Below are 12,180 nucleotides of genomic sequence, written 5' to 3' on the forward strand. Positions count from 1 at the left end.
CCTCCACTCAATTGATTGGATGATTGTATGACTTCCCATCGGTGGGATCCATCCCAGTACCTCCGTTACGGCGACGAGCGCACGCGCCCGTTCCTCGACCTGATCGCCCGCGTCCCCGGTGACGCGCGCACCGTCGTCGACCTCGGGTGCGGGCCGGGCAACGATCTGCCGCCGCTGCGTGCCCGCTGGCCGGAGGCGGCCATCCACGGCATCGACTCCAGCCCGGACATGATCGACCGCGCCCGCGCCGACGTCGCAGACCCCCGCGCGACCTTCGCGGTCGGGGACGCCGCCGCGTGGCGCCCCGACGGCGCGCGGCCCGACGTGATCGTCTCGAACGCCATGTACCAGTGGATCGATCGCCACATCGACCTCCTGCCCGCCGCCGCGGACGGTGCCGCACACGCGTTCGCCTTCCAGGTTCCGGGCAACCAGGACGCACCCTCCCACACGCTGCTCGCGACCGTGGCCGCGGAGTTCGGAATCACCGACTTCCGCCGCGTCGACGTTCGCGACCCCGCCGAATACCTCGCGGTGCTCCAGCGTCCGGGGTGGGACGTCGACGTCTGGGAGAGCACCTACCTGCACGTGCTCCAGGGACCCGACGCCGTCTTCGAGTGGATCTCCGGCACCGGCGCGCGCCCGGTGCTCGAACGGCTCGCCGGTGCCGAGCGCGAGGCCTTCATCGCGCGGTACAAGGCGGAGCTGAACATCGCTTACCCGCGAAGGGATTTCGGCACGGTGCTTCCGTTCCGCCGGATCTTCGCCGTCGCGGTCCGACGGTGACCGTTCACGCCATCTGATCGAGGGCGTAGTCCCGGAAGGCCCGGACGGCGCGGGGGAGCGCGACCTCGGGCCGCCAGATGAGACCCACTTCGCGGGTCGGCGCGGGGCCGGACATGGGCACCAGGACGAGTCCCGGCGGCCACAGCGGGTCCTCGTCGACGGGGAGCAGGGCCACCCCGAGTCCGGCGGCGACCAGGCCGGCCACGGTGAAGGACTCGGAGGACTCGAAGGCGATCTGCGGCCGGAAACCCGCAGCGGCGCAGCGCTCCTCGAGGATCCGCCGCAGGCCGAACTCGGGGTGCATCGTGATGAAGTCCGCGTCGGCGGCCTCGGAGAGGTGCACGGACGGGCGCTCGGCCAGCGGGTGCCCCGCCGGCACGGCCAGCGCCAGGCGTTGCACCGCGAGCAGCCCGAAGGCGACGGCGCTCGTGGCGGGCCGCGGAGAGACGATCGCGAGGTCGGCCTCGTCGGCGAGCACCCGCTCGGTGACGGTCCCGGCGGCGAACTGCGACAGCTCGAAGCTCACCCGCGGCTCCTGCTGTCGGAAGCCGGAGACGAGCCGCGGCACCAGCGCGACGCCGAAGGAGTGCAGGAAGGACAGCCGGATCGTGCCCTGCGACGGGCTGCGCAGGTCCGCGATCTGCGCGCGGGCGGCCTCCAGCTCGGCGTGCGCGCGCCGCGCGTGGTCGAGGTAGATCTCGCCGCTCGCGTTGAGCGCGAGCCGCCCGTGCCGCCGGTCGAAGAGCGGTGCCCCGATGCCCGCCTCCAGTCGTGCGAGCGTGCGCGAGAGCGTCGGCTGGGTGATCCGCAGCGCCGCCGCGGCGTCGGTCATGTGCTCGGTCTCGGCCAGTGTGATGAACCGAGCGAGGTCGTCCGACGTGCTCGGAACGGGCCTGCCGACTGCGGTCATGCGTTATTTCTATCAGGATCAACAGATCCATGCATTTCACACATCGACGCTACGGGGGCAGGGTGGGCGCCATGACCGCCACCGTCGACAGCATCGGGACCGCGCCGCTGCGGGCCGGGACGCCCGCGTACCGTCGGACCACCCTGGCGCTGTTCGTGGCGGGCCTGACCACCTTCGGCTCGATGTACTCGACGCAGGCCGTGCTCCCCGAACTGACCCGGGTCTTCGGTGCCGCACCGGCGGTCTCCGCGCTCGCGGTCTCCGCGACCACCGGCCTCCTGGCGCTCGCGATCATCCCCGTCAGCGCGCTGTCCGAGCGCTTCGGCCGGACCCGGGTGATGACGGTGTCGGCCGTCGCCGCAGTGCTGCTGGGCCTGGTCATCCCGCTCGCGCCGACCCTGCCGGTCCTGCTGGGCCTGCGTGCGCTGCAGGGGATCGCGCTCGCGGGCGTCCCCGCCGTCGCGATGGCCTACCTGGCCGAGGAGGTGGACGGGCGCGATCTCGGCGGGGCGATGGGGCGGTACGTCGCGGGCACGACGATCGGCGGACTGCTCGGTCGCGTCGTCACGGCGGTGGGGCTCGATGTCGTGGCCTGGCGCGGCGCGATGGAGGTCTTCGCCGTGGCGGCGGCGTTGCTCACGGTGGTGATGATCCGCACGCTGCCCGCGTCGCGGTTCCATGTGCCGAAGTCGGTGTCGGTGGGAACGACGGTGCGCGGCATGCTCGGCCACCTTCGCCGACCGGAGCTCACGACGCTGTTCGTCCTCGCCTTCCTGCTCATGGGCGGCTTCGTCAGTGTCTACAACTTCCTCGGATTCCGTTTGCTGGCAGCGCCGTTCGTGCTCGCGCCCGGCGTCGTGGGGCTGGTCTTCCTGATCTACCTCGCCGGCACCGTCTCCTCCGGTGCGGCGGGCCGGCTCGCGGACCGGGTCGGGCGCCGCCGCGTGCTGCTGGCCTCCATCGCGACGATGGGAGCGGGCCTGGCAGTCACGCTGCCGGATTCGACGCCCGCGGTGCTCGCCGGGATGGTCATCTTCACCGCGGGCTTCTTCGCGGCGCACAGCGTCGCGAGCGGGTGGGTCGGGCGGCTCGCGACCGAGCACCGCGCGGAGGCGTCGTCGGGGTATCTGTTCTGCTACTACGCCGGCTCGTCGGTGCTTGGCGCATCGAGCGGAGCGGCGTTCGCGGCGCTCGGCTGGACGGGGTTGGTGGTCGCGGTATCGGTCGCCGTCGTCGCGGCGTTCGTGCTGGTCGTCGTGGTTCTTCCTGGTTCGGCGAGCGGGTCCGGGGAGCGCTGAGTAGCGTCGACGTCATGCGCATCGGAGTACAGCTTCAGCCCCAGCACTTCACCGAGTACCAGCAGCTGCGCGACGCCGTCGCCAAGCTCGAGGACCTGGGTGTCGACATCGTCTACAACTGGGACCACTTCTTCCCGCTCTCGGGCGATCCCGACGGCACGCACCTCGAGTGCTGGACGATGCTCGCCGCCTGGGCGGAACAGACCTCGCGGATCGAGATCGGCGCGCTGGTCACCTGCAACAGCTACCGCAACCCCGACCTCCTCGCCGATATGGCGCGCACCGTCGACCACATCTCGAAGGGGCGCCTGATCCTGGGCATCGGCTCCGGCTGGTTCCAGCGCGACTACGACGAGTACGGCTATCCGTTCGGCACCGCCGGCTCGCGCCTCGACGACCTCGGCACGGCGCTGCCGCGGATCACCGAGCGCTGGGCCAAGCTCAATCCCGCTCCCACGCGCGACATCCCGATCCTCATCGGCGGTGGCGGCGAGAAGAAGACCCTGCCGCTGGTGGCGCAGTACGCCTCGGTGTGGCACTACTTCGTGGACCTGGAGACGTACCGGCACAAGTCCACGGTGCTCGCCGAGGCGTGCGCGAAGATCGACCGCGATCCGAGGTCCATCACGCACAACGTCGCCATCCCGCGCGGCTCGAGCCCGGACGAGGCGATCGCCTTCGCCGAGCAGCTCGTGGCCGAGGGCGCCACGGAGTTCACCGCGGAACTCTCCGCGCCCGCCTTCGACTACACGGTCATCGAGGCCCTGCTGCGCTGGCGGGATTCCCAGTAGGGGGACCTCCGTTCCGGCGGGCCGGGACCTGTGACCCGACGAAGGTCCCTGGTAGGTGCTGCCGGGAGAGATGAGAGTGGGGCGGCGGGCACCCTCCCGCACCCGACCCCAGGAGCGTGTCATGGAACGTTTCACCGCTGGAACCACCGTCCTCGATCGTGAGCAGGCGACCGAGCTGTTGCGCCGGAAGGACGTCGGGCGCATCGTGATCGCGCTCGGGGGCGATGCCGAGATCTTCCCCGTGAACTACGTCCTCAGCGAGGCCGGCAATGTCCTGTTCCGGACGGGCCCGGGGAGCAAGCTCGCGTCGGCCGTCGTGGCGCAGGAGGTGGCCTTCGAGGTCGACGAGGTCGGTGGCGACCAGGCCTGGAGCGTCATCGTCCGCGGGCCGGCGCGGGTGCGGACGGACTCGTCCGCCCTGTCGGTGACGGACGCACTGTCCCTGCGGCCCTTCATCGACGACGGCAAGTACGAGGTCGTGGAGGTCCTCGCCGAACGGGTCACCGCCCGCGGCTTCGGTCGCACCTGGTCCTGAGTCGCCGGGACACCGGTCGGGACGTCCGCCGCTGCCGCGGGTGCCACCTCGCGGCCGACGATCGATCCATGGACGGTGGAACCGAGACGATCGCCACGGATGTGGCACCCCAGCGGCGGCTGCGCGCCGTGCGCCCCGAACCCGCGCGCGGCAGGCCCACCGGAGGCTGGATCCGGGACCTCGTGGTCACCACGGACCACAAGACGATCGGCGTCATGTACATCGTCACGTCGATGCTGTTCTTCTTCGTCGGCGGCCTGATGGCCCTGATCATGCGGGGCGAGCTCGCGGAACCCGGCCTGCAGTTCCTCTCCACCGAGCAGTTCAATCAGCTGTTCACCATGCACGGCACGGTGATGCTGCTGCTGTACGCGACCCCGATCGCGTTCGGTTTCGCCAACTACCTCGTGCCCCTGCAGATCGGCGCGCCCGATGTCGCGTTCCCCCGGCTCAACGCCATCGGGTACTGGCTGTACCTGTTCGGCGGTCTCACCGCCTCGGCCGGCTTCATGGTCCCCGGCGGCGCGGCAGACTTCGGCTGGACCGCGTACACCCCGCTGTCCGATGCCGTGCACAGCCCGGGTGCCGGCGGCGACCTGTGGCTGATGGGGCTCACCGTCGGTGGGCTCGGGACGATTCTCGCGTCGGTGAACATGGTCACCACCGTGCTCTGCCTCCGCGCACCCGGGATGACGATGTTCCGCATGCCGATCTTCACGTGGAACATGTTCGTGGTGAGCGTGCTCGCGCTGATGATCTTCCCGTTGCTGGCCTCCGCGCTGATCGGCCTGGAGGTGGACCGGCAGTTCGGCGCCCACCTCTTCGATCCCGCCAACGGCGGAGCGGTCCTGTGGCAGCACCTGTTCTGGTTCTTCGGGCACCCCGAGGTGTACGTACTGGCCCTGCCCTTCTTCGGGATCGTGTCCGAGATCTTCCCGGTGTTCAGCCGCAAGCCGATCTTCGGCTACAGCGGTCTGGTGATGGCGACGCTCGCGATCGCGGCGATCTCGATGGCGGTGTGGGCGCACCACATGTACGCCACCGGCGCGGTGCTGCTGCCCTTCTTCAGCTTCATGACCTTCCTCATCGCGGTGCCCACGGGCGTGAAGTTCTTCAACTGGATCGGCACGATGTGGAAGGGGACCATGACCTTCGAGTCGCCGATGCTGTTCTCGATCGGCTTCATCGTGACCTTCCTGTTCGGTGGCCTCACCGGCGTTCTCCTCGCCTCGCCGCCGCTCGACTTCCACGTCTCCGACACCTACTTCGTGGTCGCGCACTTCCACTACACGCTGTTCGGCACCATCGTCTTCGCGGCGTTCGCGGGCATCTACTTCTGGTTCCCCAAGGCCACCGGGCGCCTACTGAACGAGCGCCTCGCCCGTTGGCACTTCTGGCTCACCTTCATCGGCTTCCACACCACCTTCCTGGTGCAGCACTGGCTGGGCGCCGAGGGCATGCCGCGTCGCTACGCGGACTACCTCGACACGGACGGATTCACCACGCTGAACCAGATCTCGACGGTCGGCGCGTTCATCCTGGGCGCCTCGACGCTGCCCTTCGTGTGGAACGTCTTCACCAGCTACCGCTACGGCGAGGTCGTCACGGTCGACGATCCGTGGGGCTTCGGCAACAGCCTCGAGTGGGCCACCAGCTGCCCGCCGCCGCGGCACAACTTCACCGAGCTTCCCCGGATCCGTTCGGAGCGACCGGCGTTCGAGCTGCACTACCCGCACATGGTCGAGCGGATGCGCGCGGAGAAGCACAGCTCGGGCTAGTCCGGCTCGTCGGCGGGAGTGAGCGTCACGACGCCACTCCAAGGGACATCGCCCGGATCGCGGGGATCGGGCTGCGGCCCCGCGGCCAGACGGCGCGCCTCCGGGGAGTCGAGGCGGCCGAGGGCCACAGCGGCGGGGAACAGCGGATCGATCCGCTCCGCACGCCAGCCGCGCTCCTCGAAATGAGCGACCCCGTCCGCGGGCAGGAAGCGCCACGGCGCGTGCCGCAGGATGCCCCGATTCCGTTCTGTCATCACAGATCCCACCCCGGAGGCGCTGAGGTCGAGGCACCAGCGGTCGACGCCGGCCGCGGCTAGGCCGTCCGCGAGCCCGTCGGCCGCGTCGGGGGAGAGGTACATGACCAGGCCCTCGGACAGCACCAGGATCCGCCGGTCCGTGAGGCCGGCCAGCAGGTCCGCGAGGCCGTCGCCGGCCAGGTCCAGCGGCACCCGGCGGAGCAGGCAGCGGGGCGCCTCCGCAGCCAGGATCGCCGCCTTGTGATCCAGGATCGCGGGCAGGTCCACCTCGATCCACTCCAGGTCGGCCGGCAGGTCGAGCCGGTAGGGGCGGGCGTCGAGGCCAGCCCCAAGATTGACGACGGTGTCGCAGCCGTCCGCGATCGCCGCGGCGACGGCCTCGTCGATCAGGACGGTCCGCGCGGTGAGGTACCAACCGTCGCCGCCGCCCGCGGCGGGCTCCGCGCCCTCCGCGATCGCCGCGCCCTCGGCGCCCGCGAGCCGCGCGGCGAACGGGTCGTGGAACAGCGCGTCGGGGCGCGCGGTTTCGATGGCCCGATGGTGCGCGACCCATCGCGCGGTGTCGTCGACGGTGCCGATCAGGTCATCCATGCAGTCTCCTCTATAGATGTAGAGTCCTCTATGGTTATAGAGGAACGAGTGGACGGAGGGCAAGCGTGGACGAGCGGCGGACCGCGATCTGTGGGGCGGTGCTGGATCTCGCGGCGGAGGGCGGCAACCGGGCCGTCACGCACGGCGCCGTCGACAAGCGGCTGGGGCTGCCGAAGGGCTCGACGTCGTACTACTACCGCACTCGCACGGACCTGCTCACCGCCGCGATCGGGCACCTGAGGGCGCGGTCGCGGGCCGCGTTCGACGCCGACCTGCCGGGCACCGTCGACCCCGATGCCGCGGCGGATCTGATGGCGCACCAGCTGCACCTGCTCCTCACGGACCGCCGGCGCGACGCCCTCGCCCGGTACGCGCTGGCCCCCGACGCCGCGGCGGAGGGGCTAGCGGCGGGCCTCGCCACCTGTCTCTTCTCCGTGCCGCTGGCCGCGGGTCTGTTCGAGGCGCTGGGCACCGTCGAACCCGAGCGGGCCGCGGCCGACCTCGTGAGCCTGCTCGAGGGCCTGCTGTTCGACCGGCTGTACGGCGCCCGGTCGTTGGCGGCCTCGAGCACGCCGCGGGAGAGCGTCGCGGACCTGCGTGCGCCGATCGTCCGGGCGTTAAACTTCCCCGCATGACATACGGCACCCTGATCCTGCTCCGTCACGGCGAGAGCGAGTGGAACGCGTCCAACCAGTTCACCGGCTGGGTCGATGTGGCCCTCACGGAGAAGGGGCGCGGCGAGGCGAAGCGCGGCGGCGAGCTGCTCAAGGAGGCCGGCCTGCTGCCGGACATCCTGTACACCTCGCTACTGCGCCGCGCGATCACCACCGCGAACATCGCGCTGGACGCGGCCGACCGGCACTGGATCCCCGTGGTCCGCGACTGGCGCCTCAACGAGCGCCACTACGGCGCGCTGCAGGGCCTGAACAAGGCGGAGACCAAGGAGAAGTACGGCGACGAGCAGTTCATGCTGTGGCGCCGCAGCTACGACACCCCGCCGCCCGCGATCGACCCGGCGAACAAGTACAGCCAGACCGCCGACCCGCGGTACGCGCACCTGCCGCAGGTGCCGCTCACCGAGTGCCTGCTCGACGTGGTCAAGCGCTTCATCCCCTACTACCAGGCCGTCATCGAGCCTCAGGTGGCACAGGGGAAGACGGTGCTCGTGGCGGCGCACGGCAACTCGCTCCGCGCGCTGGTCAAGCATCTCGACGGCATCTCCGACGCCGACATCGCGGCGTTGAACATCCCCACCGGCATCCCGCTGACCTACACGTTCACCGAGGACGGCACCGTCGCCAACCCGGGCGGCACCTACCTCGACCCCGAGGCCGCCGCCGCGGGTGCCGCTGCGGTCGCCAACCAGGGCGGCAAGTAGCCGGATTTTCGGTACCGCCCCTTAGGTTCTCCTCAGGCGGGTCTACGGACAACGGGATAACGTGGGTCACATGGCCGACGTGACTGTGACTCATTCCCCGGAACGCGAGCGCTACGTACTGACCGTGGACGGCGAGCAGGCGGGCTACCTCGACTACGTGGACGAGGTCGACGTCCGACTGCTCACCCACACCGTGGTGCACGAGACGCACGCCGGGAACGGCTACGCGGCGGTCCTCACCAAGGCGGCGCTCGACGACGTCCGGGACTCCGGGAAGAAGGCCCGCGCCGTGTGTTCCTACGTGGCGAAGTACGTCGTGAAGCACCCCGAGTACGCCGATGTTGTCGAGGTGGCCGCCGACCGGTAACCGGTTGTTCACCAGTCGTTCCCGATGTGAAAGATCAGCCGGAATCCTGGGTACACTGACCGCGTGACTGTGGTCCTGTGCGTGGTGTCCGCCTTGGCGGGCGCACTCATCGGATGGCTCGCGCGCAGGGTCCGGCGGCGGGCCGCGGCCCCCGCGGAGACCGGCCCCACCCGGATGACGGTGGCCGAGTTGCACCGCGCCGTGATCCGGGACTCGCCCACCGCGCTGGTGGTGGTGGACAGGTTCCGCGACGTGATCCTGTGCAATGCCCGCGCCGAGGAGTTCTCCCTCGTGCGCGAGCAGCTCCTCGACGATCGAATGTGGGCGGCCGCGTCCCGCGTGCTCGAGACCGGGGCGCCCCGCACCGTCGAACTGACGATCTCGCGCCGGTCCGATCGCGCGAGCATCGCCGTGCGCTGCCACGTGGATCTGATCCGCGGCGCCCAGCCCGACGAGCAGTACGCGGTGCTCTACGCCGACGACGACACCGAGAACCAGCGCATGGAGGCCACCCGCCGCGACTTCGTGGCGAACGTCTCGCACGAGCTCAAGACGCCGGTCGGTGCGATCGGGCTGCTGGCGGAGGCCCTTCTGGAGTCCGTCGACGATCCGGAGGCGGTGCAGCACTTCGGCTCCCGCGTTCTGGTCGAGTCGACCCGCATGGGCAACATGGTCAACGAGCTGATCGCCCTCTCCCGGCTGCAGGGCGCGGAGAAGCTGCCCGACCTCGGCGGCGTCGAGGTCGACGATGTGGTCGGCGAGGCCGTCGCCCGCGCTCAGGTAGCCGCGGAGGCCAGCAACATCTCGCTGATCGTCGACGAGCCCTCCGGCCTGGAGATCCGCGGCGACGACACGCTGTTGCTCACCGCCCTGTCGAACCTCATCTCCAACGCGATCGCCTACTCGCCGCAGAACACGCAGGTCTCGATCAGCCGGCGCCTGCGTCCCGCGACCGGTCCCGGCGGCACCGCCACGGTGGAGATCGCCGTGACCGACAGGGGCATCGGCATCGCCCCCGAAGACCAGGAGCGAGTGTTCGAGCGCTTCTTCCGCGTCGATAAGGCGCGGTCCCGGATGACGGGCGGGACCGGGCTCGGTCTCGCCATTGTCAAACACGTCGCCGCGAACCACGGCGGCACCATTAGGCTCTGGAGCAGACCGGGCATGGGATCGACCTTCACGCTGGTACTGCCGGCGCTGGGCGACCCGGAACCGCAACCTGCGGAGCGCGATGACCACAGTGAGGATGTACTGCGGTGACACACGTACTGATCGTCGAGGACGAGGAGTCGCTCGCCGACCCGCTCGCGTTCCTGCTCCGCAAGGAGGGGTTCGAGACCACGGTCGTGGGCGACGGGGCCGAGGCCCTGCGGCACTTCGACGCCGCCGGCGCGGACATCGTGCTGCTCGACCTGATGCTGCCCGGCATGAGCGGCACCGATGTGTGCAAGCAGTTGCGCGCACGCTCGTCCGTGCCGGTCATCATGGTGACGGCACGCGACAGTGAGATCGACAAGGTCGTGGGGCTCGAGCTGGGCGCCGACGACTACGTCACCAAGCCCTACTCCGCCCGCGAGCTCATCGCGCGGATCCGCGCCGTGCTGCGGCGCGGGGCCGATACCGCGGCCGCCGACGGACTGGACGACGGCGTCCTCGAGGGCGGGCCGGTACGGATGGACGTCGAGCGGCACGTCGTCACCGTCGGGGGAGAGGCGGTGACCCTGCCGCTCAAGGAGTTCGACCTGCTCGAGTACCTGCTGCGCAACAGCGGCCGCGTGCTCACCCGCGGGCAGCTCATCGACCGGGTCTGGGGCGCCGACTACGTGGGTGACACCAAGACCCTCGACGTGCACGTCAAGCGCCTGCGCAGCAAGATCGAGGCGGACCCGGCCAATCCCAAGCACCTGGTCACCGTCCGCGGCCTGGGCTACAAGCTCGAGCCGTAGTTCGGGACCGCCGTCGCGTTCTGCGACGGTTCCTCGCTTGACTGGTAAGACCACTTGACCACCGGACCGGATCGATCTATGGTTCCGGCATGGAACTGAGTGCGGTGACCCGGCGGTCCGTTGCCGACGAGGTGCACGATCAGCTGCTGAACCAGCTGGTCAGCGGCGCGGCGCCGGTCGGCTCGCGGCTGCCCAGCGAGCGCAAGCTGGCGGAGGCTCTCGGCGTCTCGCGCCCCGTCGTCCGGGAGGCGATCGCGCGCCTCGCGACGTCGGGGCACGTCGAGGTCCGGCAGGGCGACGGGGCGATCGTCAACGACGTGACCCGCACGGGCGGGCTCGACCTGCTGCCGCACCTGCTCGTCGCCGTGCCCGACGGTGCCGTCGTCGACCCGTCCGTGGTGCGCAGCGTGCTCGAGGTGCGGGAGTACCTCGGGCCGTGGATCGCCGAGAAGGCGGCGGCGCGCGCCGCGGACGCCCTGGCCGAGCCGCTCACCGCGGCACTGGCCGCGGTCGAGGCCGCCCCGACCGGACCGGCGCAGCAGGCCGCGGCCCTCGCCTACTGGGAGCACCTCGTCCGAGGTGCCGATTCGATCGCGATGACGCTCATCTTCAACGGCATGCGGCGGGTCTACGAGCCGATGCTCGGCATCGTCGCCGACGCCGTCGCGGCCGCCGAACCCGCGGACCGCTACCGCGCACTCACCACGGCAGTGCTCGACGGTGACGCGACGGCCGCCCGCGCCGCGGCGACGGCGGTTCTCGGCGGCGCCACCGGCGTCCTGGGCGGGTTACTCGACCGGATGGAGCAGTCATGACATCGACCGATCGCACGGCCCGGCGCGGTGTCACCCTCGCCGCCGCGGGCCGCGAGTTCCTGCGCCACCCGACGCCGTGGATGATCCTGGCGTTCCTCCTCGGCACCCTCGTCGCCCGCGTGCTCGTCGGTGGGGGAGGCCTCGTCGACCTGTGGGCCCCGCTGGTGTTCGCCGCGCTGTTCCCGTTCCTGGAGTGGGTGATCCACGTCTTCGTCCTGCATTGGCGACCGCGCACCGTCGGGCCGATCACGCTGGACACGCTGCTCGCGCGCGACCACCGGCGGCACCACGCGGCGCCCCGCGACGTGGACCTGGTGTTCATCCCGACCCGCGTGCTGCCGTGGGTGATCGTCGGCCTCGGCATCGCCGCACCGCTCGGCGTGGGCGCGCTGATCGGCGCCCCGGTGCCCGCGACGCTGACCTTCATGCTGGTAGAAGCGGTCTTCCTGCTCGGCTACGAGTGGACCCACTACCTCGTGCACACCGACTACAAGCCGCGCGGCCGGGCGTACAAGGCGGTCTGGCGCAGCCACCGATTGCACCATTTCAAGAACGAGCACTATTGGTTCTCGGTCACCACGTCGGGCACCTCCGACCGGGTGCTGGGCACCTACCCGGACCCCGGAACCGTCGAGACCAGCCCGACGGCCAAGAACCTGCACGGGCTGGACGAGCTCGCTTAGCGCCCCGCTGACGGAGGGGCGGCATTGTCGATCCCGTTCCCTTGT

Annotated in this window: 14 protein-coding genes; 12 read left to right on the plus strand and 2 right to left on the minus strand. The window is 70.5% G+C overall.

Annotation, left to right across the window (positions count from 1 at the left end):
- Positions 1-27: 27 nt before the first annotated feature.
- Positions 28-786: a methyltransferase domain-containing protein gene (locus tag HF999_RS02175; protein ID WP_168544300.1), complete on the plus strand. Its 759-nt coding sequence runs from the start codon at positions 28-30 to the stop codon at positions 784-786.
- Positions 787-790: 4 nt separating this feature from the next.
- On the opposite strand, the gene HF999_RS02180 is transcribed toward HF999_RS02175, so the two are convergent.
- Positions 791-1,696 (minus strand): LysR family transcriptional regulator, encoded by a 906-nt coding sequence (locus tag HF999_RS02180; RefSeq protein WP_168544301.1) that lies wholly within the window; start codon positions 1,694-1,696, stop codon positions 791-793.
- Positions 1,697-1,767: 71 nt separating this feature from the next.
- Here HF999_RS02180 and HF999_RS02185 point away from each other — a divergent pair, with 71 nt between their 5' ends.
- From HF999_RS02185 to ctaD, 4 genes are all read left to right on the plus strand, one after another.
- Positions 1,768-2,994: an MFS transporter gene (locus HF999_RS02185; RefSeq protein WP_168544302.1), complete on the plus strand. Its 1,227-nt coding sequence runs from the start codon at positions 1,768-1,770 to the stop codon at positions 2,992-2,994.
- Between the two features lie 14 nt (positions 2,995-3,008).
- Positions 3,009-3,785 (plus strand): LLM class F420-dependent oxidoreductase, encoded by a 777-nt coding sequence (locus HF999_RS02190; RefSeq protein WP_168544303.1) that lies wholly within the window; start codon positions 3,009-3,011, stop codon positions 3,783-3,785.
- 121 nt (positions 3,786-3,906) lie between these two features.
- Positions 3,907-4,320: a pyridoxamine 5'-phosphate oxidase family protein gene (locus HF999_RS02195; protein WP_168544304.1), complete on the plus strand. Its 414-nt coding sequence runs from the start codon at positions 3,907-3,909 to the stop codon at positions 4,318-4,320.
- A gap of 68 nt (positions 4,321-4,388) precedes the next feature.
- The gene (gene ctaD, locus HF999_RS02200) at positions 4,389-6,098 is read left to right on the plus strand and encodes an aa3-type cytochrome oxidase subunit I (RefSeq protein WP_168544305.1); all 1,710 of its coding nucleotides are present in this window, start codon (positions 4,389-4,391) and stop codon (positions 6,096-6,098) included.
- On the opposite strand, the gene HF999_RS02205 is transcribed toward ctaD, so the two are convergent.
- Positions 6,095-6,946: a class I SAM-dependent methyltransferase gene (locus HF999_RS02205; protein WP_168544306.1), complete on the minus strand. Its 852-nt coding sequence runs from the start codon at positions 6,944-6,946 to the stop codon at positions 6,095-6,097. The two genes, ctaD and HF999_RS02205, sit on opposite strands and share 4 nt — an antisense overlap.
- A 65-nt stretch (positions 6,947-7,011) precedes the next feature.
- On the opposite strand from HF999_RS02205, the gene HF999_RS02210 reads away from it, so the two are divergent.
- From HF999_RS02210 to HF999_RS02240, 7 genes are all read left to right on the plus strand, one after another.
- Entirely contained in the window at positions 7,012-7,581 is a 570-nt protein-coding gene (locus tag HF999_RS02210) for a TetR/AcrR family transcriptional regulator (protein WP_168544307.1), read from the plus strand.
- Positions 7,578-8,324, plus strand: coding sequence for a phosphoglyceromutase (locus tag HF999_RS02215; protein ID WP_168544308.1), 747 nt, complete (start codon positions 7,578-7,580; stop codon positions 8,322-8,324). The genes HF999_RS02210 and HF999_RS02215 overlap by 4 nt, the downstream gene beginning before the upstream one ends.
- A gap of 70 nt (positions 8,325-8,394) precedes the next feature.
- Complete coding sequence (locus tag HF999_RS02220) at positions 8,395-8,691, plus strand: GNAT family N-acetyltransferase (protein ID WP_168544309.1); 297 nt, start codon at positions 8,395-8,397, stop codon at positions 8,689-8,691.
- Positions 8,692-8,754: 63 nt separating this feature from the next.
- A complete protein-coding gene (locus tag HF999_RS02225) occupies positions 8,755-9,951 on the plus strand; it encodes a sensor histidine kinase (protein WP_168544310.1) in 1,197 nt (398 codons plus the stop codon).
- Positions 9,948-10,637, plus strand: a complete 690-nt coding sequence (locus tag HF999_RS02230) for a winged helix-turn-helix domain-containing protein (protein WP_168544311.1) — start codon at positions 9,948-9,950, stop codon at positions 10,635-10,637. Before HF999_RS02225 ends, HF999_RS02230 begins: the two co-directional genes overlap by 4 nt.
- A gap of 89 nt (positions 10,638-10,726) precedes the next feature.
- Positions 10,727-11,452, plus strand: coding sequence for a FadR/GntR family transcriptional regulator (locus HF999_RS02235; RefSeq protein ID WP_168544312.1), 726 nt, complete (start codon positions 10,727-10,729; stop codon positions 11,450-11,452).
- Positions 11,449-12,135 (plus strand): sterol desaturase family protein, encoded by a 687-nt coding sequence (locus tag HF999_RS02240; RefSeq protein WP_168544313.1) that lies wholly within the window; start codon positions 11,449-11,451, stop codon positions 12,133-12,135. The genes HF999_RS02235 and HF999_RS02240 overlap by 4 nt, the downstream gene beginning before the upstream one ends.
- Positions 12,136-12,180 lie beyond the last annotated feature (45 nt).

The organism is Tsukamurella spumae (assembly GCF_012396015.1).
GTDB lineage: Bacteria > Actinomycetota > Actinomycetes > Mycobacteriales > Mycobacteriaceae > Tsukamurella > Tsukamurella spumae.